This window comes from Pseudomonas sp. GD03862 (genome assembly GCF_029840855.1).
GTDB classification, from domain to species: Bacteria; Pseudomonadota; Gammaproteobacteria; order Pseudomonadales; family Pseudomonadaceae; genus Aquipseudomonas; species Aquipseudomonas alloputida.
In genome coordinates, this window is record NZ_JAOCDI010000011.1 from 34426 (window position 1) to 56722 (window position 22297).

Below are 22297 nucleotides of genomic sequence, written 5' to 3' on the forward strand. Positions count from 1 at the left end.
CAAGCCCGCGAAGAGGCCGGTACAGGACAAATAAAAAAGGCTGCCCGAGGGCAGCCTTCTTGCGTTCGGCTACTGCAGCTTACTTGCGGTCTTTCAGGGCAACGATGTCGCGCTTCTGCTCGCCGGTGTACAGCTGGCGCGGACGGCCGATCTTGTACGGGCTGGAGAGCATTTCTTTCCAGTGCGAGATCCAGCCCACGGTACGTGCCAGGGCGAAGATCACGGTGAACATGCTGGTCGGAATGCCGATCGCCTTGAGGATGATCCCCGAGTAGAAGTCGACGTTCGGGTACAGCGAGCGCTCGATGAAGTAAGGATCGGTCAGGGCGATCTCTTCCAGGCGCATGGCCAGTTCCAGCTGCGGGTCGTTCTTGATGCCCAGCTCGCGCAGGACTTCGTCGCAGGTCTGCTTCATCACGGTGGCGCGCGGGTCGCGGTTCTTGTACACGCGGTGACCGAAGCCCATCAGCTTGAACGGGTCGTTCTTGTCCTTGGCCTTGGCGATGAATTTGTCGATGTTCGAGACATCGCCGATTTCATCCAGCATGGTCAGTACGGCTTCGTTCGCACCGCCGTGGGCCGGGCCCCACAGTGCGGCGATACCGGCGGCGATACAGGCGAACGGGTTGGCACCCGACGAGCCTGCCAGACGAACGGTGGAGGTGGAGGCGTTCTGCTCGTGGTCGGCGTGGAGGATGAAGATCCGGTCCATTGCCTTGGCCAGCACCGGGCTGATCGGTTTGATCTCGCACGGGGTGTTGAACATCATGTGCAGGAAGTTTTCCGCGTACGACAGGTCGTTGCGCGGGTACATCATCGGCTGGCCCATGGAGTACTTGTAAACCATCGCAGCCAGGGTCGGCATCTTGGCGACCAGGCGCACCGCGGAGATTTCGCGGTGTTGCGGGTTATTGATATCCAGGGAGTCGTGATAGAACGCCGACAGGGCGCCGACTACGCCGCACATCACCGCCATCGGGTGAGCGTCGCGACGGAAGCCGTTGAAGAAGGACTTCAGCTGCTCGTGAACCATGGTGTGGTTCTTGACGGTGCTGACGAACTGGGCCTTCTGCTCGGCATTCGGCAGTTCGCCATTGAGCAGCAGGTAGCAGGTTTCGAGGTAGTCGGACTGTTCGGCGAGTTGCTCGATCGGGTAGCCGCGGTGCAGCAGGATACCTTTGTCGCCGTCAATATAGGTGATCTTCGACTCGCACGAGGCAGTCGCCATGAAACCTGGGTCGAAGGTGAAGTGACCAGTGGCCCCTAACCCGCGGACGTCGATTACATCAGGACCAACGGTGCCGGTTAAAATGGGCAGCTCGACGGGGGCAGCGCCCTCGATGACCAACTGCGCTTTTTTGTCAGCCATGTGGCCTCCTATTAATGCTTGAAATCATCAGACAGACCCCCCACGCAGGGCCCGCACCACTATAGAGGGATAAATTCAGATGTCAATTTGCCTAAAGGCTTGTTGAATCAGGCATTCAAGCCTGATTTTTCCCGAAATTCTCGCCCATTTACGCCTTTTGTTCATTAAAGGCAATGCGCTATTTGGGCTACCCCGTCACGTTGTCATAAGCAGCCTAACTGTCTATACTCGGCACCCGACCGCCAGGGGCTTGCAAGCCCGAACTGCTGGGGGTCGCCGTTCCCTGGGTGGTGGGTACCTGACCAGTACACTTACCAACAACTTTGCCCTGATTCGCTAGGGGCTCTTCAGTGTGAAAAAAGCCGTGAAAAGCCAACGACCTGTAAACCTAGACCTAAGGACCATCAAGCTCCCCGTCACTGCGTACACGTCCATCCTGCACCGTATCTCCGGCGTCATCCTGTTCATCGGCCTTGCCATCATGCTTTATGCACTGGGCAAGTCGCTGGGTTCCGAGGAAGGCTTCGGTGAGGTGAAGGCGTGTCTGACCAGCCCGCTGGCCAAGTTCGTGACCTGGGGCCTGCTGTCCGCCCTGCTTTATCACCTCGTGGCAGGTGTTCGTCACCTGATCATGGACATGGGTATCGGTGAGACGCTGGAAGGCGGCAAGCTGGGCTCGAAAATCGTGATCGTCATCTCCGTGGTGCTGATCGTTCTGGTGGGAGTTTGGGTATGGTAACCAATGTCACGAACCTGTCGCGTTCGGGCCTCTATGACTGGATGGCGCAGCGCGTTTCTGCGGTCGTTCTCGCGGCTTACTTCCTCTTCCTGATCGGCTACGTGGTCGCCCACCCAGGCATCGACTACACCCAGTGGCATGGTCTGTTCTCCAACAACGCGATGCGGATCTTCAGTCTGCTGGCCCTCGTTGCCCTGGGCGCTCACGCCTGGGTCGGCATGTGGACCATTGCAACCGACTACCTGACGCCTATGTCGTTCGGCAAGTCGGCAACTGCGATTCGTTTCCTGTTCCAGGCGGTATGCGGCGTTGCGATGTTCGCTTACTTCGTCTGGGGTGTGCAGATTCTCTGGGGTATCTGATCCATGGCTAGCATTCCAACCATTTCCTTCGACGCCATCATCATCGGTGGCGGCGGCGCCGGCATGCGCGCAGCGCTGCAACTGGCTCAAGGCGGCCACAAGACTGCCGTAGTCACCAAGGTCTTCCCGACCCGTTCGCACACCGTATCCGCCCAGGGCGGCATCACCTGCGCCATCGCTTCGGCCGACCCGAACGACGACTGGCGCTGGCACATGTACGATACCGTCAAGGGTTCCGACTACATCGGCGACCAGGACGCTATCGAATACATGTGTCAGGAAGGCCCGGCTGCGGTCTTCGAGCTGGATCACATGGGTCTGCCGTTCTCGCGCACCGAAACCGGCCGCATCTATCAGCGCCCGTTCGGTGGTCAGTCCAAGGACTTCGGTAAAGGTGGCCAGGCTGCCCGTACCTGTGCCGCTTCCGACCGTACTGGTCACGCGCTGCTGCACACCCTGTACCAGGGCAACCTGAAAGCGGGCACCACGTTCCTCAACGAGTACTACGCAGTTGACCTGGTGAAAAACCAGGACGGCGCATTCGTGGGTGTGATCGCCATCTGCATCGAAACCGGCGAAACCCTGTACATCAAGTCCAAGGCCACCGTGCTGGCCACTGGCGGTGCGGGCCGTATCTACGCGTCCACCACCAACGCCCTGATCAACACCGGTGACGGTATCGGCATGGCCCTGCGTGCAGGCGTGCCGGTGCAGGACATCGAAATGTGGCAGTTCCACCCGACCGGTATCGCCGGCGCCGGTGTACTGGTCACCGAGGGTTGCCGCGGTGAAGGTGGCTACCTGATCAACGCCCACGGCGAGCGCTTCATGGAGCGTTACGCGCCGAACGCCAAAGACCTGGCCGGCCGCGACGTGGTTGCCCGTTCCATGGTCAAGGAAATCATCGCCGGCAACGGCGTGGGCCCGAACAAGGACCACGTACTGCTGAAGCTGGACCACCTGGGCGAGGAAGTGCTGCACAGCCGCCTGCCAGGTATCTGCGAACTGTCCAAGACCTTCGCCCACGTCGACCCTGTGGTCGCGCCGGTGCCGGTCGTGCCGACCTGCCACTACATGATGGGCGGCGTTGCCACCAACATTCATGGCCAGGCCATCACCATGGACGCCGACGGCCAGGATCACATCATCCCGGGCCTGTTCGCCGTAGGTGAAGTGGCGTGCGTATCGGTTCACGGTGCCAACCGCCTGGGCGGCAACTCGCTGCTCGACCTGGTGGTGTTCGGCCGTGCTGCCGGCCTGCACCTGGAGAAGGCGCTGAGCGAAGGCGTGGAATACCGCGACGCCAGCGACACCGACGTCGATGTTGCCCTGAACCGCCTGAACAAGCTCAACGAGCGTACCAGCGGTGAAGACGTTGCCAGCCTGAAGCGCGAGCTGCAGAGCTGCATGCAGAACTACTTCGGTGTATTCCGTACTGGCGAATACATGCAGAAGGGTATCGAGCAGTTGGCCGGTCTGCGTGACCGTATCGCCAACGTCAAGATCAACGACAAGTCCCAGGCCTTCAACACCGCGCGTATCGAAGCGCTGGAGCTGCAGAACCTGCTGGAAGTCGCCGAAGCTACTGCCATCGCGGCCGAAGCCCGTAAAGAGTCCCGCGGCGCTCACGCCCGTGAAGACTTCGAAGACCGTGACGACGAAAACTGGCTGTGCCACACCCTGTACTACCCGGGTGAGAAGCGCGTTGCCAAGCGCGGCGTCAACTTTGCGCCGAAGACTGTTCCAGCCTTCGAACCAAAAGTCCGGACTTACTAAGGGTGGCTGCTATGTTGAAAGTCGAAGTTTATCGTTACAACCCGGACACCGACTCGGCGCCAAAAATGGAGTCGTTCGACGTCGATACCGGCGGCAAGGACCTGATGGTGCTGGATGTATTGGCACTGATCAAGGAAAAGGACGAGGGTTTCTCGTACCGTCGCTCCTGCCGTGAAGGCGTTTGCGGTTCCGATGGCATGAACATGAACGGCAAGAACGGCCTGGCCTGCATCACCCCGCTGTCGGCGGTGGTGAAAGGCGGCAAACTGGTTCTGCGCCCTCTGCCAGGCCTGCCGGTCATTCGTGACCTGGTGGTCGATATGAGCATCTTCTACAAGCAGTACGAGAAGGTGAAGCCGTTCCTGCAGAACGACACCCCGGCCCCGGCCATCGAGCGCCTGCAGTCGCCGGAAGACCGTGACAAGCTGGACGGCCTGTACGAGTGCATCCTGTGCGCTTGCTGCTCGACTTCCTGCCCGTCGTTCTGGTGGAACCCGGACAAGTTCCTGGGCCCGGCAGCATTGCTGCAAGCCTACCGCTTCCTTGCCGACAGCCGCGATACCAAGACTCAGGAGCGCCTGGCGTCCCTGGATGACCCGTTCAGCGTATTCCGCTGCCGCGGGATCATGAACTGCGTAAACGTTTGCCCGAAAGGTCTGAATCCGACCAAGGCAATCGGTCACGTACGTAACATGCTGCTGCAAAGCGGCACCTGATACAAAGCGTTGTACCTGCAGTAAGCCGAGGTGCGGGTGGTGAGCCCGCACTGAGGTAAAACCCGAACAAGGGCCCACAAAGCCCGCGTTCATTACCTATGAAGATATGAGACCAGCAGGGGCTTTCCGGGCTGGTACCCGGAAAATCAGCAGGATCCAGGTGGCGTGGTTCAGTCGCTGTTTTCGGACTTTTCCAGGTTTGCTGTGGCTCTCGCCGATCAGTCCCCTAATCGAGGGTGACCAAGCATGCAAGAAAGCGTGATGCAGCGCATGTGGGATAGCGCCCACCTTTCAGGTGGTAACGCTGCATATGTGGAAGAGCTCTACGAGCTCTACCTGCACGACCCTAACGCTGTGCCAGAAGAGTGGCGCACTTACTTCCAGAAGTTGCCAGCCGACGGCAGCACCGCTACTGATGTATCGCACTCGACAATCCGCGACCATTTCGTACTGCTGGCAAAGAACCAGCGCCGCGCCCAACCGGTTTCCGCCGGGAGCGTGAGCAGTGAACACGAGAAGAAGCAGGTTGAAGTTCTGCGACTGATCCAGGCCTATCGTATGCGCGGCCATCAGGCTGCCAAGCTCGACCCGTTGGGGTTGTGGCAGCGCCCTGCGCCAGTAGACCTGTCGATCAATCACTACGGCTTGACCAATGCCGATCTTGATACGACCTTCCGTGCCGGCGACCTGTTCATCGGCAAAGAGGAGGCGAGCCTACGCGACATCTTCGATGCACTCCAGAAGACATATTGTCGCACCATTGGCGCCGAATTCACCCACATCGTCGATTCCGAGCAGCGCAGCTGGTTCCAGCAGCGCCTGGAAAGCGTGCGCGGCCGTCCGGAGTTTTCCGCTGACGTGCAGGCCCACCTGCTCGAGCGCGTGACCGCCGGTGAGGGCCTGGAAAAGTACCTGGGCACCAAGTACCCGGGCACCAAGCGTTTCGGCCTTGAAGGCGGCGAGAGCCTGATTCCGATGCTGGATGAAATGATCCAGCGTTCCGGTTCTTACGGCGCCAAGGAGGTCGTGATCGGCATGGCCCACCGTGGCCGTCTGAACGTGCTGGTGAACACCTTCGGCAAGAACCCGCGCGAGCTGTTCGACGAGTTCGAAGGCAAGAAGATGAACGAGCTGGGCTCCGGTGACGTGAAGTATCACCAGGGCTTCTCCTCGAACGTGATGACCCCGGGTGGCGAAGTGCACCTGGCCATGGCGTTCAACCCGTCCCACCTGGAAATCGTTTCGCCGGTGGTCGAGGGTTCGGTGCGCGCCCGTCAGGACCGTCGCAACGATACCGTTGGCGACAAGGTGCTGCCGATCTCGATCCACGGCGACGCTGCGTTCGCTGGCCAGGGCGTGGTCATGGAAACCTTCCAGATGTCGCAGACCCGCGGTTTCAAGACCGGCGGTACCGTGCACATCGTGATCAACAACCAGGTTGGTTTCACCATCAGCAACCCGCTGGATGCGCGCTCCACCGAGTACGCGACCGACGTTGCCAAGATGATCCAGGCACCGATCCTGCACGTGAACGGCGATGACCCGGAAGCCGTGCTGTTCGTCACCCAGCTGGCCATCGACTACCGCATGCAGTTCAAGCGTGACGTGGTCATCGACCTGGTCTGCTACCGTCGCCGTGGCCACAACGAGGCTGACGAGCCTAACGGCACCCAGCCGCTGATGTACCAGCAAATCAGCAAGCAGCGCACTACCCGTGAGCTGTATGCCGAGCAGCTGATCCAGGCCGGTCGCATCGACGCCGAGCGCGCTCAGGCCAAGATCGACGAGTACCGCAACGCGCTGGACAATGGCCTGCACGTGGTGAAAAGCCTGGTCAAGGAGCCGAACCGCGAGCTGTTCGTCGACTGGCGTCCGTATCTGGGCCATGCCTGGACCGCGCGTCACGATACCCGTTTCGACCTCAAGACCCTGCAGGATCTGTCGGCCAAGCTGCTCGAGCTGCCGGAAGGTTTCGTGGTCCAGCGTCAGGTGTCGAAGATCTACGAAGACCGTCAGAAGATGCAGGCCGGTGGCTTGCCGATCAACTGGGGTTATGCAGAGACCATGGCTTACGCCACCCTGCAGTTCGAAGGTCACCCGATCCGCATGACCGGCCAGGACATCGGCCGTGGCACCTTCTCGCACCGTCACGCGGTGTTGCACAACCAGAAGGACGCCAGCACCTACATTCCGTTGCAGAACCTGTTCCCAGGCCAGCCACGTTTCGATCTGTACGATTCGTTCCTGTCCGAGGAGGCGGTACTGGCCTTCGAATACGGCTACTCCACCACCATGCCGAACGCGCTGGTGATCTGGGAAGCCCAGTTCGGCGACTTCGCCAACGGTGCGCAAGTGGTGATCGACCAGTTCATCACCAGTGGTGAGCACAAGTGGGGCCGTCTGTGTGGCCTGACCATGCTGCTGCCACACGGCTATGAAGGGCAGGGGCCGGAGCACTCCTCCGCGCGTCTGGAGCGTTACCTGCAGCTGTGCGCCGAGCACAACATCCAGGTCTGCGTACCGACGACGCCGGCACAGATTTACCACCTGCTGCGTCGCCAGGTCATTCGCCCGCTGCGCAAGCCGCTGGTCGTCCTGACGCCGAAGTCGCTGCTGCGCCACAAGCTGGCCATCTCGACCCTGGAAGACCTGGCAGAAGGCTCGTTCCAGACCGTGATCCCGGAAATCGACGCAATCGATCCGGCCAAGGTCGAGCGTCTGGTGCTGTGCAGCGGCAAGGTCTACTACGACCTGCTGGAAAAACGCCGTGCCGAAGGCCGCGAAGACATCGCCATCCTGCGTATCGAGCAGCTGTATCCGTTCCCTGAGGACGATCTGGTCGAAATCCTCGCCCCTTACACCAACCTCAAGCATGCGGTCTGGTGTCAGGAAGAGCCGATGAACCAGGGCGCCTGGTACAGCAGCCAGCACCACATGCGCCGTATCCTGGGCCGCCACAACAAGGCACTGGTCCTGGAATACGCCGGTCGCGACGCTTCTGCCGCGCCAGCCTGTGGTTACGCTTCGAAGCACGCCGAACAGCAGGAAAAACTGCTGCAAGACGCCTTCACTGTCTAACGCCTTCGCGCACCTGAAACCGAATTTAAGGAAACACAGATAATGGCTATCGAGATCAAAGCCCCAACCTTCCCGGAATCGGTTGCCGATGGCACCGTTGCCACCTGGCACAAGAAGCCGGGCGAAGCCGTCAAGCGTGACGAGCTGATCGTCGACATCGAGACTGACAAGGTTGTCCTGGAAGTACTGGCTACTGCCGATGGCGTGCTGGGCGACATCGTCAAGGGCGAGGGCGACACCGTTCTGTCCGACGAATTGCTGGGTTCGATCGTTGAGGGCGGTGCTGCCGCTGCGCCAGCCGCGGCCGCCGCGCCTGCAGCTGCTCCGGCTGCTGCCAGCGCTGACGCTGGCGAAGATGACCCGATCGCTGCCCCGGCTGCGCGCAAGCTGGCTGAAGAAAACGGCATCGACCTGGCTACCGTTGCAGGTACCGGTAAAGGCGGTCGCGTCACCAAGGAAGACGTGGTTGCTGCTGTTGCCAAGAAGAAGTCGGCACCTGCCGCTGCACCGGCTGCCAAGCCTGCCGCTGCTGCCGCTGCCCCGGTTGTCGTCGCCGCTGGCGACCGTACCGAGAAGCGCGTGCCGATGACCCGCCTGCGTGCCAAGATCGCCGAGCGTCTGGTCGAAGCCCAGTCGAACATGGCGATGCTGACCACCTTCAACGAAGTGGACATGACCGAAGTCATGGCCCTGCGTTCGAAGTACAAGGACCTGTTCGAGAAGACCCACAATGGCGTGCGCCTGGGCTTCATGTCGTTCTTCGTCAAAGCCGCTACCGAAGCGCTGAAACGCTTCCCGGCCGTCAACGCCTCGATCGACGGCAACGACATCGTCTACCACGGCTTCGCCGACGTCGGTGTTGCCGTGTCCAGCGACCGTGGCCTGGTGGTGCCGGTGCTGCGTAACGCCGAGTCGATGAGCCTGGCTGAAATCGAGAACGGCATCGCTACCTTCGGCAAGAAGGCCCGTGACGGCAAACTGTCCATCGAAGAGATGACCGGTGGTACCTTCACCATCACCAACGGTGGCACCTTCGGTTCGATGATGTCGACCCCGATCGTCAACCCGCCGCAGGCCGCCATTCTCGGCATGCACAACATCATCCAGCGCCCGATGGCCATCAATGGCCAGGTCGTGATTCGCCCGATGATGTACCTGGCGCTGTCGTACGATCACCGCCTGATCGACGGCAAGGAAGCGGTAACCTTCCTGGTCACTATCAAGAACCTGCTGGAAGATCCGTCCCGCCTGCTGCTGGACATCTAACCCTCTGGCTGCGTACCGTGCCGGGCCTGGCTTCGCAAGAAGCCAGGCCGCGCGGTTCGCGGCTTGTAGCTTGTAGCTGATAAGGAATCTTTTATGACCCAGAAATTCGACGTAGTGGTAATCGGTGCAGGCCCAGGCGGCTATGTGGCTGCCATCAAGGCTGCCCAACTTGGTCTGAAGACTGCCTGTATCGAGAAGTACACCGACGCCGAGGGCAAACTGGCCCTGGGCGGCACCTGCCTGAACGTAGGTTGCATTCCTTCCAAGGCGCTGCTGGACAGCTCCTGGAAGTACAAGGAAGCCAAAGAGAGCTTCAACGTCCACGGTATCTCCACGGGCGAAGTGAAGATGGACGTCGCCGCGATGGTTGGCCGCAAGGCCGGCATCGTCAAGAACCTGACCGGTGGCGTTGCCACTCTGTTCAAGGCCAACGGCGTCACTTCGATCCAGGGCCACGGCAAGCTGCTGGCCGGCAAGAAGGTCGAAGTCACCAAGGCTGACGGCACCACCGAAGTCATCGAAGCCGAGAACGTGATCCTGGCTTCCGGCTCGCGCCCGATCGACATTCCGCCGGCCCCGGTCGACCAGAATGTCATCGTCGACTCCACCGGCGCCCTGGAATTCCAGGCCGTACCGAAGCGCCTGGGCGTTATCGGTGCAGGCGTGATCGGCCTGGAGCTGGGCTCGGTATGGGCTCGCCTGGGTGCTGAAGTGACCGTCCTGGAAGCCCTGGATACCTTCCTGATGGCTGCCGACACCGCCGTGTCGAAAGAAGCCCAGAAGACCCTGACCAAGCAAGGCCTGGACATCAAGCTGGGCGCTCGCGTCACCGGCTCGAAAGTCAACGGCAATGAAGTCGAAGTGACCTACACCAACGCCGAAGGTGAGCAGAAGATCACCTTCGACAAGCTGATTGTTGCAGTCGGCCGTCGCCCGGTGACCACCGATCTGCTGGCTTCCGACAGCGGCGTGACCATCGACGAGCGTGGCTACATCTTCGTCGACGATTACTGCGCCACCAGCGTTCCGGGCGTGTACGCCATCGGTGACGTGGTACGCGGTATGATGCTGGCCCACAAGGCTTCGGAAGAGGGCATCATGGTCGTCGAGCGCATCAAGGGCCACAAGGCCCAGATGAACTACGACCTGATCCCGTCGGTCATCTACACCCACCCGGAAATCGCGTGGGTCGGCAAGACCGAACAGGCCTTGAAGGCCGAGGGCGTTGAGGTTAACGTGGGCACCTTCCCGTTCGCGGCCAGCGGCCGTGCGATGGCTGCCAACGACACCGGTGGTTTCGTCAAGGTCATCGCCGATGCCAAGACCGACCGCGTTCTGGGTGTTCACGTGATTGGCCCATCGGCTGCCGAACTGGTGCAGCAGGGCGCAATCGCAATGGAATTCGGCACCAGTGCCGAGGATCTGGGCATGATGGTCTTCAGCCATCCAACCCTGTCCGAAGCGTTGCATGAAGCAGCGCTGGCGGTGAATGGCGGCGCCATTCACGTGGCCAACCGTAAGAAGCGTTAATTATAAGAAACCACGGCGGGCTGCCCGTCGTGAGTCTTGCGTGCATGACTCACCGCGGAAAGTCCGCCGGACCGGATCACACGGGAAACCCGGGGTCAACGGTCACAGGTGGTGCGGCGCCACTGATGGCGCAGCGCCGAAGCGCAGTACCTAACGAAGACGGTAAAAAGCATGAATCTTCACGAGTATCAGGGTAAGCAGCTGTTCGCTGAGTACGGCCTGCCAGTTTCCAAGGGTTTCGCAGTCGACACCCCTGAGCAAGCTGCAGAAGCCTGCGACAAGATCGGCGGGAACGAGTGGGTTGTAAAAGCCCAGGTTCACGCGGGTGGTCGCGGTAAAGCGGGCGGCGTAAAGCTGGTTCGCAGCAAGGAAGACGCCAAGGCGTTCGCTGCACAGTGGTTGGGCAAGAATCTGGTTACCTACCAGACCGATGCCAACGGTCAACCCGTCTCCAAGATTCTGGTCGAATCCTGCACTGACATCGCCAAAGAGCTGTACCTGGGCGCTGTAGTCGATCGTTCGAGTCGCCGTATCGTGTTCATGGCTTCCACCGAAGGTGGCGTGGACATCGAGAAAGTCGCTCACGAAACGCCTGAGAAAATCCTCAAGGCCACCATCGACCCACTGGTCGGCGCTCAGCCGTTCCAGGGTCGCGAGCTGGCTTTCCAGCTGGGCCTGGAAGGCAAGCAAGTTCAACAGTTCGCCAAGATCTTCGTTGGCCTGGCCAAGCTGTTCAAGGATCATGACCTGGCGCTGCTGGAAGTGAACCCGCTGGTGATCAAGGCCGATGGCGACCTGCACTGCCTCGATGCCAAGATCAACATCGACGCCAACGCCATGTACCGTCAGCCGAAGCTGAAAACCTTCCACGACCCGTCGCAGGACGACGCCCGTGAAGCCCACGCTGCCAAGTTCGAACTGAACTACGTTGCCCTTGAAGGCAACATCGGCTGCATGGTCAACGGTGCCGGCCTGGCCATGGGTACCATGGACATCGTCAACCTGCACGGCGGCAAGCCGGCCAACTTCCTCGACGTTGGCGGTGGTGCTACCAAAGAGCGCGTTACCGAAGCGTTCAAGATCATTCTGTCCGACAGCAATGTCGCGGCCGTTCTGGTCAACATCTTCGGCGGCATCGTTCGCTGCGACATGATTGCCGAAGGCATCATCGGTGCAGTGAAAGAAGTCGGCGTTAAAGTTCCGGTCGTCGTTCGCCTCGAAGGCAACAACGCCGAACTGGGCGCTAAAGTACTGGCAGAAAGCGGTTTGAACATCATTGCGGCAACCAGCCTGACCGACGCTGCTCAACAAGTTGTCAAAGCTGCGGAGGGCAAGTAATGAGCGTCCTGATCAATAAAGATACCAAAGTCATCTGCCAGGGCTTCACCGGCTCGCAGGGTACTTTCCACTCCGAACAGGCCATTGCCTACGGCACCAAGATGGTCGGCGGCGTAACCCCAGGCAAGGGTGGCACCACCCACCTGGGCCTGCCGGTGTTCAACACCGTCAAGGAAGCCGTGGAAGCTACCGGCGCTGACGCTTCGGTCATCTACGTACCGGCTCCGTTCTGCAAAGACTCGATCCTGGAAGCTGCCTTTGGCGGCATCAAGCTGATCGTCTGCATCACCGAAGGCATTCCTACCCTGGACATGCTGGATGCCAAGGTCAAGTGCGACGAGCTGGGCGTGACCCTGATCGGCCCTAACTGCCCAGGTGTCATCACCCCGGGCGAGTGCAAGATCGGCATCATGCCAGGCCACATCCACTTGCCAGGCAAGGTCGGTATCGTTTCGCGTTCCGGCACCCTGACCTACGAAGCTGTGAAGCAGACCACCGACGCCGGCTTCGGCCAGTCGACCTGCGTCGGCATCGGCGGTGACCCGATCCCAGGCTCCAACTTCATCGACATCCTGAAGCTGTTCCAGGAAGACCCGAAGACCGAAGCGATCGTCATGATCGGTGAGATCGGCGGTTCGGCTGAAGAAGAAGCTGCGGCCTACATCAAGGCCCACGTCACCAAGCCTGTCGTTTCCTACATCGCCGGTGTTACTGCACCTGCGGGCAAGCGCATGGGCCACGCTGGCGCCATCATCTCCGGCGGCAAGGGCACTGCGGACGAGAAGTTCGCCGCCCTGCAGGACGCGGGTGTGAAAACCGTGCGTTCCCTGGCTGACATCGGCAAGGCCCTGGCCGAGCTGACTGGCTGGGAAGCCAAGAAGTAATACTGCTACACCCCCCACGCGCACAGAGGCCACCTTCGGGTGGCCTTTGTCGTATGTGGGGTTCGTAGGAGCGGGTTTACCCGCGAAGAGGCCGGTGTGGCGATAGAGACTCTTCGATAGGTTTGATAGGAATTTTCACGCAGACGAATGTTTCAATCCGAGGATAATACCTGCCGTCCTCGGTCACACAGACGACAAACATGTACGCACATCGGACAAGCAGCACTGTGCCAGTGCGTTTGACTGACAAACCAGTTACATTACGCGTTCACTCTGTGCCCGTACCCCAAAAGGGAACGACACGCTAAACGGGTCTGGCCTATCAAGCCGGGCAGCATTTCCCCTTACCCAAAGGGAAATCCCCTCTCGAATCCCGATTTCAGCAGTGTGGTACTACCTTAAATGAAAGTTCTCAAAGGCCAGGATATCCTGGCGCTTGGCTTTATGACGTTTGCGCTTTTCGTGGGTGCAGGCAATATCATCTTCCCGCCTATCGTCGGCCTGCAGTCTGGCCCGCACGTATGGATGGCGGCCTTGGGTTTCCTGGTCACTGCCGTGGGCCTGCCGGTCATCACGGTGGTCGCTCTGGCCAAGGTCGGTGGCGGCATGGATGCACTGAGCAGCCCGATCGGCAAGTTCTTCGGCGGCCTGCTGGCAGCCGTGTGCTACCTGTCGGTCGGCCCATTGTTCGCCACCCCGCGTACGGCCACCGTGTCGTTCGAAGTGGGCGTTGCACCGCTGACCGGTGAAAGCCCGCTGGCGCTGTTCATCTACAGCCTGGTGTACTTCATCGTCGTGCTGGCCGTGTCCATGTACCCTGGCAAGTTGCTCGACACCGTGGGCCGCTTCCTGGCACCGTTGAAGATCATTGCCCTGGCAGTACTGGGCATCGCTGCCTTCGCGCTGCCCGCCGGTAGCATTGGTGACGCACAGCCTGCCTATGCTGCCGCTGCGTTCTCCAAGGGCTTCTCCGATGGCTACCTGACCATGGATACCCTGGGTGCCCTGGTGTTCGGTATCGTCATTGTCAATGCCATTCGCTCGCGCGGTGTCGAGTCGCCGAGGCTGATTACCCGCTACGCCATCATCGCCGGCCTGATCGCCGGTGTCGGGCTGGCCCTGGTCTACATCAGCCTGTTCCGCCTGGGTGCCACCAGCCACGACATCGCGGCTGACGCCACCAACGGTGCGGCGGTGCTGCATGCCTACGTACAGCACACCTTCGGCTCCCTGGGCAGCGGCTTCCTCGCCGTGCTGATCGCGCTGGCCTGCCTGGTGACCGCGGTTGGCCTGACCTGTGCCTGCGCCGAGTACTTCAGCCAGATCCTGCCGCTGTCGTACCGCGCGCTGGTGGTGATCCTTGCCGGCTTCTCGCTGCTGATTTCCAACCTTGGCCTGACCAAGCTGATCATGTTCTCGATCCCGGTGCTCACCGCCATCTATCCGCCGTGCATCGTGGTGGTTGGCCTGAGCTTCGTGAAAGACCTGTGGAACTCGCCAACGCGCATCCTGGCACCCGTGATGCTGGTATCGCTGTTGTTCGGCATGGTCGATGCGATCAAGGGCAGCAGCCTTGCCCACGTGTTGCCAGACTTCATGGCGCACCTGCCATTGAGTGATGCCGGCATGGCCTGGCTGGTACCTTCGGTGGTGACCCTGGTGGGTGCCGTGGCCTGCGACCGCATGCTCGGCAAGCCGCGCGAGGCGCTGGCCTGACCGAACAAGTCGAAGCCTGAGGGCGGCACCGGCCACAAGCCGAAGGGTGCCCGCCAAGGGTGAAAACAAGAGAGCCCCGTATCCGAAAGGATGCGGGGCTTTTTGCTGTTTGCCTGTTTCGGCCTCTTCGCAACAGGTAATGCATTTTTCACTGTGCAGGTGTGCCTTTTGCCGCTTGCCAGCGTCGAAATCCGGTCCCTATCCTTTAGGCACATGGCCCTTTCGGTAACCCTGCATGAACTTCATCCAAAGCAACCTCAACAACCTGCTGGCCATCGCCTGGTTCGCCCTGTGCTGGGGTGGCTATACCCGATATGCGATTTGGAAGGGGCGCGACACCGCGTGCCTGGCCAGCGTGCTGCACTTGTACCGCGAAGACTGGATGCGCCGCATGCTGCTGCGCGACAACCGCATCGCCGATGCCAGCGTGATCGGTAACCTGGAGCGCAACGCTTCGTTCTTCGCCTCCAGCACCCTGATCATTCTGGCTGGCATCCTCACCGTGCTCGGTGCCTCCGACCGGGCACTGTCGTTGCTGGCCGACCTGCCGCTGGTTCAGCAAACATCCCAGGGCATGTCGGAGATCAAGCTGCTGTGCCTGGCCATGGTATTTGTCTATGCCTTCTTCACGTTCAGCTGGTGCATGCGCCAATACAACTTTGCCGCCGTGCTGGTGGGCTCGGCGCCGATGATCGGCGAACGGCTGGTCAATGAGCTGGAGCGCAAGGCGTTCGCCTCCCGCGCGGCGCGGGTATTGTCGTTGGCGGCCAACCAGTTCAACTTGGGGCTGCGTTCGTATTACTTCGGCATGGCCATGTTGAGCTGGTTTATCAGCCCATGGTTGTTCATGGCGATGAGTGTGGGAGTAGTGCTGATTCTGTACCGTCGAGAGTTCCATTCGGATGTACTCGATGTGATGGTGTTCACACCGACCGAAAGTGTACTGTCGGAGCCGGCCAAGGAAAGCTCGGTTGTCTCCAACTGAAACGATTAATCGAAAGTTCGCAGGCACAAAAAAACCCGACATTGTCGGGTTTTTTGTTTTAGCCAGTTACTGCTTGGCAGGTTCTGCCGGCGTAGCTGGAGCCGGAGTAGCCGGAGCGGCTTCTTCGGCAGCCTTCTGCTCGGCTTCGGCCTGATCTTTGGCAGCTTCGGCGTTTTCCTCGGCGGCTTCGTTCATCTTATCCTGAGCTTCACCCATTTTTTCCTGGGCTTGCTCGGCGTGTTGCTGTGCGTCCTGGGCTTTGTCTTCGCTCGCTTTATCGCAAGCAGCCAGGCCCATGGCAGCGGCCAGCATCAGAGCAAAAGCAAAAGGTTTACGCATGGGGGTGTTTCTCCTTGGTGGAATAAGTGACTTGTTCCTTCGAGTGCAACTACGCGGAATAAGTTCAACGAAGATTACAGATATATAACGTCCCGTTCTACATGGACTTTTTAACGAATTTATGCCGCTGCCCTGCGGCCGATGGGAACAGCCGATGAGCGATTCAACCTTGGTGGCAATGGCCGAGCGCTTTCTCTCGGCGTTAAAACATTGTCAGTTGTTGCAGATGCGCGTGGCGCAGGCTGATGGCGATGGCATGACCCTGGTCCTGCCGTGGTCGCCGGCGATTGTCGGCAACCCGCAAACCGGTGCCGTGCACGGCGGTGCGCTGACCACGCTGATGGACACCACCTGTGGCATGGCCACATTGTGTGTGCTGCCGCGCTTCGAAGTGTGCCCGACGTTGGACCTGCGTATCGACTACATGCACCCGGCTGAGGCCGGCAAGGACATCTATGGCCACGCCCAGTGCTACCGTGTTACCCGCGACGTGATCTTCACCCGTGGCACCGCCTACCAGGACGACCCCGACCAGCCCATCTGCCAGGTGGTGGGCACGTTCATGCGCCTGGGCCAGGACATCAAGGGCGGCATCCGTTTCGGCGACAGTCTGAAGGAGGGCAAGGCATGATTCCGCACGCGGTACGCCAGCAGCTCAACGCCGCCCATGCGGTGGGCGACTATCGACCGTTGCTGGCACTGATTCCCTATGCCGGGCTGATCGGCATCGAATGCGAGCGTCAGGGCGATGACGTGTTGTTCCGCCTGCCGGCCAGCCCGGACAATATCGGCAACCCACTGCTACCGGCCATCCATGGCGGCGTGATCGCCGGCTTCATGGAGCTGTCGGCAGCGCTGTACCTGCTGATCTACAGCGAGAGCGCAAGCATTCCGAAGATCATCGACTTTTCCATCGACTACCTGCGCGCCGGGCATTTTCGCGATACCTACGCCCAGTGCCAGCTGTGGCGCCAGGGCCGGCGGGTGACCAACGTGGCCATCACCGCCTGGCAGGGCGACAGGCAGTCGCCGATTGCCACGGCCCGTGCGCATTTCAAGATCGAACCGGAAAAGCCCTTGAAATCATCCGGGCAGCCCCCATCTGCATGACATCCGCCGTTAACGCTGGCCGAACCGGCCGCCAGGCGCCAACGCCATCAGATCGGAGTTTCGAAGACCATGACTGTGGAAACACAAAAGGAAACGCTGGGCTTCCAGACCGAGGTGAAGCAACTGCTGCACCTCATGATTCACTCGCTGTACTCGAACAAGGAAATCTTCCTGCGGGAGCTGATTTCCAACGCTTCCGACGCCGCCGACAAGCTGCGTTTCGAAGCCCTGGCCAAGCCAGAGCTGTTCGAGGGCGATGCTGACCTGAAGATTCGCCTGAGCTTCGACAAGGACGCCGGTACCGTGACCCTCGAGGACAACGGCATCGGCATGAGCCGCGAAGACGTCATTGCCCACCTGGGCACCATCGCCAAGTCCGGCACTGCCGACTTCATGAAGAACCTAACCGGTGACCAGAAGAAGGACTCGCACCTGATCGGTCAGTTCGGCGTGGGCTTCTACTCCGCGTTCATCGTTGCCGACAAGGTCGACGTGTACAGCCGCCGTGCAGGCCAGCCAGCGGCCGAAGGTGTGCACTGGTCGTCGAAAGGCGAGGGCGAGTTCGAAGTCGCCACCATCGACAAGCCACAGCGCGGTACCCGTATCGTCCTGCACCTGAAGAAGGACGAGCAGGAGTTCGCCGATGGCTGGCGCCTGCGCAACGTGGTCAAGAAGTACTCCGACCACATCGCCCTGCCGATTCAGCTGCCGAAAGAGCAGGCCGCCGCCGAAGGTGAAGAGCAGCCGGCCGAAGAGTGGGAAACCGTCAACCGCGCCAGCGCCCTGTGGACCCGTTCGCGCACCGAGGTGAAGGACGAGGAGTACCAGGAGTTCTACAAGCACATCGGCCATGACTTCGAAAACCCGCTGGCCTGGAGCCACAACAAGGTTGAAGGCAAGCTCGAATACAACTCGCTGCTGTACGTGCCGGCCCGTGCGCCGTTCGACCTGTACCAGCGCGAAGCGCCACGCGGCCTGAAGCTGTACGTGCAGCGTGTGTTCATCATGGACCAGGCCGAGTCGTTCCTGCCGCTGTACCTGCGCTTCATCAAGGGTGTGGTCGATTCCAACGACCTGTCGCTGAACGTGTCGCGTGAAATCCTGCAGAAAGACCCGATCATCGATTCGATGAAGACCGCGCTGACCAAGCGCGTGCTGGACATGCTGGAGAAGCTGGCGAAGAACGAACCCGAGAAATACAAGGGCTTCTGGAAAAACTTCGGTCAGGTGCTGAAAGAGGGCCCGGCCGAAGACTTCGCCAACAAGGAGAAAATCGCCGGTCTGCTGCGCTTTGCGTCCACCCAGGACGACAGCGGCGAGCAGAGCGTCGCCCTGGCCGACTACCTGGCCCGCGCCAAGGAAGGTCAGGACAAGATCTATTACCTCACCGGCGAGTCGTACGCGCAGGTCAAGAACAGCCCGCACCTGGAAGTCTTCCGCAAGAAAGGCATCGAAGTGCTGCTGCTCACTGATCGCATCGACGAGTGGCTGATGAGCTACCTCAACGAATTCGACGGCAAGGCCTTTGTCGATATTGCCCGTGGCGACCTGGACCTGGGCAAGCTGGATTCGGAAGAAGACAAGAAAGCCCAGGAAGAAGTCGCCAAGGACAAGGAAGGTCTGGTCGAGCGACTGAAAGGTGCGCTGGGTGACAGCGTGGCCGAAGTACGCGTATCGCACCGCCTGACCGACTCGCCGGCGATCCTGGCCATTGGCGAGCAGGACCTGGGCCTGCAGATGCGCCAGATCCTGGAAGCCAGCGGGCAGAAAGTGCCGGAGTCCAAGCCGATCTTCGAGTTCAACCCGAGCCACCCGCTGATCGAGAAGCTGGATCACGAGCAGAGCGAAGACCGTTTCGCCGAGTTGTCGCACATCCTGTTCGATCAGGCGGCCCTGGCGGCTGGTGACAGCCTGAAGGACCCGGCGGCTTACGTTCGTCGCCTGAACAAGCTACTGGTCGAGCTGTCTGCTTGAGTTGATGCACAGCAAAGCCCGCTTCGGCGGGCTTTTTTATGACGAGTGCCAAAGGAGTGCTTGATGAGCAAAGTAATCGTCGAATCGCTGGTTTATCACCTGTCTGGCAAGACCTACGAAAGCCGTTTGGTCTATGAGCCGGGTGCGCTGGGCCGCCCAGGGCTGGTGATGGCGCCGAACTGGATGGGCATTGGTGAAGGTGCTGAGCGCATTGCCAAGGAAGTGGCCGAGAAGGGCTATGTGGTGCTGATCGCCGACCTGTACGGGCAATCGGTGCGCCCGTCCAATGCCGATGAGGCAGGCGTGGCGATGATGCCGCTGAAGAATGACCGTGGCGAACTGCGCAAGCGCATGCAGGAGGCCTTGGCGCAATTGCTGGGGCAGTCGAAGGCGTTGCTGGAGCCTGGCAAGGTGGCCACCTTCGGCTTCTGCTTCGGTGGCTGCTGTGCCTTGGAACTGGCCCGTAGCGGCGCCGACCTGCGTGCGGCCGTATCGTTCCACGGCACCCTGGACACGCCGAATCCTGAAGATGCCAAGCGCATCAAGGGCTCGGTGCTGGTGTTGCATGGTGCCTCCGATCCATTGGTGCCTAAAGAGCAGCTGCCGGCATTCGAAGACGAGATGAACGCAGCCAAGGTGGACTGGCAGTTGCTCAGTTACGGCGGCGCGGTGCACTCGTTTACCGACCCGAATGCCAATATGCCGGGCAAGATGCAGTATGACCGGCGCACTTCCGAGCGAGCGTTCCGTTCGATGCATAATCTGCTGAGTGAAGTGTTCCAGCGTTGAGCTTGCAGGGGGCTGCTTTGCAGCCCTTCGCGGGTGAACCCGCTCCTACGCGACGGCCTGCGCCCAATCACCAATGTGCGTTCACCCCCGATCTGGGTGTAGGAGCGGGTTTACCCGCGAATACGGTGGCGGCGGCAACGGTGAACAGCGGGTGGAGATTGGCCAGCAGGTCCGGCCTCTTCGCGGGTAAACCCGCTCCTACAGCGGCTTGCGCCCAACCGTCGACCTGTGTCCACCCCCGATCACCGAGGCAACTCGATCCTAGAATGTTCCCCCGGCACCACCGGCCAATCCCCCGCAGCCCACCTGGCCCGGGCCCGCTCGATCAGCTCCGGGTCGCTGGCCACGAAATTCCAGTTCATCCGACGCGGCCCATCCAGCGGTGCACCGCCAATCAGTACCAATTGGCATTCACCCTCCGCATACAACGTCACCTCTTCCCCCTCCGGCAGCACCACCAGGCTGCACGGTTCCACGTCTTCATCGTTCATCGTCAACTCACCATCTAGCAGGTACAGCGCCCGCTGCACATGCTCATTCGGTACCAGCAAGGTGGTCGCCGGTTGCATCCGTACATGCGCATAAAGGGTAGGGGACAGCACCGGCACCGGTGACGCCAGGCAGAACCCGCTGCCAGCAATCATGCAGATACGCACACCCAGGCTGTCACTGACGGGCAAGCTCGCGGCGGGGTGATGGCTGTAGCTTGCCGGGCCTTGCTCAAACTCGCGTGGCGACGCCAGCCATACCTGCAGCCCATGCAGGCGCGAGCCATGGGCCAGGGCATCTTCCGGGGTGCGCTCGACATGGGCGACGCCGCTGCCTGCGGTCATCCAGCTGACATCACCGGGCAGCACCCGCTGCGCCGAGCCAAGGCTGTCCTTGTGCAGAATTGCGCCTTCGAACAGGTAGGTCAGGGTGGACAGGCCGATATGCGGATGCTGGCGGATGTCCATGCCATGCCCCGGGGCATAGTCTGTTTCGAGCATGTGGTCGAAGAACACGAACGGGCCGACGCTGCGGCACTGGGCTGACGGCAGCGGGCGCAGGATCGGCTGGCCCTCGACCGTCTCGGCTCGGGGGTGGATGACCAGTGGGCTGCTCATGGGGAAGGCTCCGGGCACGGTGGAAGTGCCTCAAGCATAGCGGTTTGCCCGCCGTGGCTGAACCGTCTTGGCGGCCGCCTGGTCTACTGGGTTCGTACTTGCATGAGGAGGATGACCATGACCGCCAGAGCGCTGGCTTGTGTGCTGTTGTTCGGCTGGCTGTGCCAGGCGGCCCAGGCGCGCGAGTACCGCTACAGTGATGCCCACCTGCACTACGTGGACTTCTTCCAGGAAAGTGAAGGCATGCCGGCGCTGATCAAGGCCATGGATGCCGCAGGGGTTGAGCAGTCGATGATTTCAGGCATACCGGTGGCCAAGAAATGGCACGAAGACGAACCCAAGCGCCCGCGCTACTACGCCGGTGATGACGCTGATGCCTACTGGTACAGCGCCACTGATACTTACGTGGCGGCGGCGCTGCAGCAATTGCCAAGTGAGCAGCGCAAGCGCTTTCACCCATTCCTCAGCGGTTTCAACCCGGTGGACAAGAATGCGGTCAGCCATATCGAGCGCATGCTCGATTTGTACCCGGGCCTTTGGCAGGGCATCGGCGAGGTGTTCACCCGACATGATGACCTGACAGCGCTGACCAGTGGCGACACGCCACGTGCCAATAATGAGGCCATGACGCGTATCTACCACCTGGCGGCCGAGCGCGACCTGCCCGTGCTGCTGCATTCCAACATCACCTCCAAGCGCGAGCGCAACCCGCTGTACCTGGCGGAGATCGAAGAGCCGCTGCGCAATCACCCGCATACGCGATTCATCTGGGCGCATGCGGGCAGCAGCATGGAGATACATCGCCACCAGACGCAGATGGACTTTCTACTGCCGGTGCTGACGCGATTGCTGGAGGACTACCCGAACCTGTATGTCGATTTGTCGTGGAGTGTGCTGCAGCCGTATTTGCTGGATGAGCAGGGCGCGCCGCGCAAGGAATGGCTGGCGCTGGTCGAGAAGTACCCGGAGCGGTTCATGCTGGGGTCGGATGTGGTGGGGCGGTTTGGCAGCCTGGGGGAGCAGATGCACGGGTTCAAGCCGTTTCTGGATGCCTTGCCGGAGCGGGTGGCGCACAAGGTGGCCCGGGAGAATTTTCTGGCGGTGTTGCCCAAGGTACAGCAGTGACCTGTGCGGGCCTCTTCGCGGGTAAACCCGCTCCTACAGGGTGGGCACAGCGCTGAAGGCTTGTGTGGTGGGTTTACCCGCGAAGAGGCCAGCAC

Annotated in this window: 19 protein-coding genes; 16 read left to right on the plus strand and 3 right to left on the minus strand. The window is 60.8% G+C overall.

What is annotated here, in order from left to right; all coding sequences use genetic code 11:
- Window positions 1-79: 79 nt before the first annotated feature.
- Window positions 80-1369 carry a citrate synthase gene (gene gltA, locus N5D53_RS09845; RefSeq protein ID WP_003254218.1) on the minus strand — a complete coding sequence of 430 codons (1290 nt, stop codon included), beginning with the start codon at window positions 1367-1369 and terminating at the stop codon, window positions 80-82.
- Between the two features lie 352 nt (window positions 1370-1721).
- On the opposite strand from gltA, the gene sdhC reads away from it, so the two are divergent.
- From sdhC to N5D53_RS09900, 11 genes are all read left to right on the plus strand, one after another.
- Complete coding sequence (sdhC, locus tag N5D53_RS09850; protein ID WP_008091902.1) at window positions 1722-2108, plus strand: succinate dehydrogenase, cytochrome b556 subunit; 387 nt, start codon at window positions 1722-1724, stop codon at window positions 2106-2108.
- Window positions 2102-2470, plus strand: coding sequence for a succinate dehydrogenase, hydrophobic membrane anchor protein (sdhD, locus tag N5D53_RS09855; RefSeq protein WP_003254214.1), 369 nt, complete (start codon window positions 2102-2104; stop codon window positions 2468-2470). Before sdhC ends, sdhD begins: the two co-directional genes overlap by 7 nt.
- Window positions 2471-2473: 3 nt before the next feature.
- The gene (gene sdhA / locus N5D53_RS09860) at window positions 2474-4246 is read left to right on the plus strand and encodes a succinate dehydrogenase flavoprotein subunit (RefSeq protein WP_003254213.1); all 1773 of its coding nucleotides are present in this window, start codon (window positions 2474-2476) and stop codon (window positions 4244-4246) included.
- An 11-nt stretch (window positions 4247-4257) separates the two neighbouring features.
- On the plus strand, window positions 4258-4962 hold the full coding sequence (locus N5D53_RS09865; protein ID WP_003254212.1) for a succinate dehydrogenase iron-sulfur subunit: 705 nt from the start codon (window positions 4258-4260) through the stop codon (window positions 4960-4962).
- Between the two features lie 246 nt (window positions 4963-5208).
- Complete coding sequence (locus tag N5D53_RS09870; protein ID WP_003254210.1) at window positions 5209-8040, plus strand: 2-oxoglutarate dehydrogenase E1 component; 2832 nt, start codon at window positions 5209-5211, stop codon at window positions 8038-8040.
- A gap of 42 nt (window positions 8041-8082) precedes the next feature.
- Window positions 8083-9306: a 2-oxoglutarate dehydrogenase complex dihydrolipoyllysine-residue succinyltransferase gene (gene odhB, locus N5D53_RS09875; RefSeq protein WP_064493140.1), complete on the plus strand. Its 1224-nt coding sequence runs from the start codon at window positions 8083-8085 to the stop codon at window positions 9304-9306.
- Window positions 9307-9399: 93 nt separating this feature from the next.
- On the plus strand, window positions 9400-10836 hold the full coding sequence (lpdA, locus tag N5D53_RS09880) for a dihydrolipoyl dehydrogenase (protein WP_010954949.1): 1437 nt from the start codon (window positions 9400-9402) through the stop codon (window positions 10834-10836).
- Between the two features lie 171 nt (window positions 10837-11007).
- Window positions 11008-12174 carry an ADP-forming succinate--CoA ligase subunit beta gene (gene sucC / locus N5D53_RS09885; protein WP_003254205.1) on the plus strand — a complete coding sequence of 389 codons (1167 nt, stop codon included), beginning with the start codon at window positions 11008-11010 and terminating at the stop codon, window positions 12172-12174.
- Window positions 12174-13058, plus strand: a complete 885-nt coding sequence (gene sucD, locus N5D53_RS09890) for a succinate--CoA ligase subunit alpha (RefSeq protein ID WP_003254203.1) — start codon at window positions 12174-12176, stop codon at window positions 13056-13058. Before sucC ends, sucD begins: the two co-directional genes overlap by 1 nt.
- Before the next feature lie 402 nt (window positions 13059-13460).
- On the plus strand, window positions 13461-14774 hold the full coding sequence (gene brnQ / locus N5D53_RS09895; RefSeq protein ID WP_010954948.1) for a branched-chain amino acid transport system II carrier protein: 1314 nt from the start codon (window positions 13461-13463) through the stop codon (window positions 14772-14774).
- A 235-nt stretch (window positions 14775-15009) separates the two neighbouring features.
- Window positions 15010-15759, plus strand: a complete 750-nt coding sequence (locus N5D53_RS09900; protein WP_010954947.1) for a DUF599 family protein — start codon at window positions 15010-15012, stop codon at window positions 15757-15759.
- Window positions 15760-15825: 66 nt separating this feature from the next.
- On the opposite strand, the gene N5D53_RS09905 is transcribed toward N5D53_RS09900, so the two are convergent.
- Complete coding sequence (locus tag N5D53_RS09905; RefSeq protein ID WP_104961120.1) at window positions 15826-16098, minus strand: hypothetical protein; 273 nt, start codon at window positions 16096-16098, stop codon at window positions 15826-15828.
- Between the two features lie 154 nt (window positions 16099-16252).
- On the opposite strand from N5D53_RS09905, the gene N5D53_RS09910 reads away from it, so the two are divergent.
- The 4 genes from N5D53_RS09910 (at window position 16253) to N5D53_RS09925 (ending at window position 19971) form a co-directional block, all read left to right on the plus strand.
- Window positions 16253-16729 carry a PaaI family thioesterase gene (locus N5D53_RS09910; RefSeq protein WP_121161272.1) on the plus strand — a complete coding sequence of 159 codons (477 nt, stop codon included), beginning with the start codon at window positions 16253-16255 and terminating at the stop codon, window positions 16727-16729.
- Window positions 16726-17208 (plus strand): PaaI family thioesterase, encoded by a 483-nt coding sequence (locus tag N5D53_RS09915; RefSeq protein WP_003251519.1) that lies wholly within the window; start codon window positions 16726-16728, stop codon window positions 17206-17208. Before N5D53_RS09910 ends, N5D53_RS09915 begins: the two co-directional genes overlap by 4 nt.
- A 69-nt stretch (window positions 17209-17277) precedes the next feature.
- Entirely contained in the window at window positions 17278-19182 is a 1905-nt protein-coding gene (gene htpG / locus N5D53_RS09920; RefSeq protein ID WP_014590273.1) for a molecular chaperone HtpG, read from the plus strand.
- 63 nt (window positions 19183-19245) lie between these two features.
- Window positions 19246-19971: a dienelactone hydrolase family protein gene (locus tag N5D53_RS09925; protein ID WP_010954943.1), complete on the plus strand. Its 726-nt coding sequence runs from the start codon at window positions 19246-19248 to the stop codon at window positions 19969-19971.
- Window positions 19972-20213: 242 nt separating this feature from the next.
- Here N5D53_RS09925 and N5D53_RS09930 read toward each other — a convergent pair whose 3' ends face one another.
- The gene (locus N5D53_RS09930; protein ID WP_020193852.1) at window positions 20214-21077 is read right to left on the minus strand and encodes a pirin family protein; all 864 of its coding nucleotides are present in this window, start codon (window positions 21075-21077) and stop codon (window positions 20214-20216) included.
- A 117-nt stretch (window positions 21078-21194) separates the two neighbouring features.
- On the opposite strand from N5D53_RS09930, the gene N5D53_RS09935 reads away from it, so the two are divergent.
- Window positions 21195-22202 (plus strand): amidohydrolase family protein, encoded by a 1008-nt coding sequence (locus N5D53_RS09935; RefSeq protein ID WP_104961121.1) that lies wholly within the window; start codon window positions 21195-21197, stop codon window positions 22200-22202.
- Window positions 22203-22297: the final 95 nt, after the last annotated feature.

What these genes read in the sequence shown, in the direction of transcription:
- gltA (WP_003254218.1), bottom strand. Translation starts at nt 1,369, where the DNA reads ATGGCTGACAAAAAAGCGCAGTTGGTCATCGAGGGCGCTGCCCCCGTC.
- sdhD (WP_003254214.1), top strand. Translation starts at nt 2,102, where the DNA reads ATGGTAACCAATGTCACGAACCTGTCGCGTTCGGGCCTCTATGACTGG.
- sdhA (WP_003254213.1), top strand. Translation starts at nt 2,474, where the DNA reads ATGGCTAGCATTCCAACCATTTCCTTCGACGCCATCATCATCGGTGGC.
- N5D53_RS09865 (WP_003254212.1), top strand. Translation starts at nt 4,258, where the DNA reads ATGTTGAAAGTCGAAGTTTATCGTTACAACCCGGACACCGACTCGGCG.
- N5D53_RS09870 (WP_003254210.1), top strand. Translation starts at nt 5,209, where the DNA reads ATGCAAGAAAGCGTGATGCAGCGCATGTGGGATAGCGCCCACCTTTCA.
- odhB (WP_064493140.1), top strand. Translation starts at nt 8,083, where the DNA reads ATGGCTATCGAGATCAAAGCCCCAACCTTCCCGGAATCGGTTGCCGAT.
- lpdA (WP_010954949.1), top strand. Translation starts at nt 9,400, where the DNA reads ATGACCCAGAAATTCGACGTAGTGGTAATCGGTGCAGGCCCAGGCGGC.
- sucC (WP_003254205.1), top strand. Translation starts at nt 11,008, where the DNA reads ATGAATCTTCACGAGTATCAGGGTAAGCAGCTGTTCGCTGAGTACGGC.
- sucD (WP_003254203.1), top strand. Translation starts at nt 12,174, where the DNA reads ATGAGCGTCCTGATCAATAAAGATACCAAAGTCATCTGCCAGGGCTTC.
- brnQ (WP_010954948.1), top strand. Translation starts at nt 13,461, where the DNA reads ATGAAAGTTCTCAAAGGCCAGGATATCCTGGCGCTTGGCTTTATGACG.
- N5D53_RS09900 (WP_010954947.1), top strand. Translation starts at nt 15,010, where the DNA reads ATGAACTTCATCCAAAGCAACCTCAACAACCTGCTGGCCATCGCCTGG.
- N5D53_RS09905 (WP_104961120.1), bottom strand. Translation starts at nt 16,098, where the DNA reads ATGCGTAAACCTTTTGCTTTTGCTCTGATGCTGGCCGCTGCCATGGGC.
- N5D53_RS09910 (WP_121161272.1), top strand. Translation starts at nt 16,253, where the DNA reads ATGAGCGATTCAACCTTGGTGGCAATGGCCGAGCGCTTTCTCTCGGCG.
- N5D53_RS09915 (WP_003251519.1), top strand. Translation starts at nt 16,726, where the DNA reads ATGATTCCGCACGCGGTACGCCAGCAGCTCAACGCCGCCCATGCGGTG.
- htpG (WP_014590273.1), top strand. Translation starts at nt 17,278, where the DNA reads ATGACTGTGGAAACACAAAAGGAAACGCTGGGCTTCCAGACCGAGGTG.
- N5D53_RS09925 (WP_010954943.1), top strand. Translation starts at nt 19,246, where the DNA reads ATGAGCAAAGTAATCGTCGAATCGCTGGTTTATCACCTGTCTGGCAAG.
- N5D53_RS09930 (WP_020193852.1), bottom strand. Translation starts at nt 21,077, where the DNA reads ATGAGCAGCCCACTGGTCATCCACCCCCGAGCCGAGACGGTCGAGGGC.
- N5D53_RS09935 (WP_104961121.1), top strand. Translation starts at nt 21,195, where the DNA reads ATGACCGCCAGAGCGCTGGCTTGTGTGCTGTTGTTCGGCTGGCTGTGC.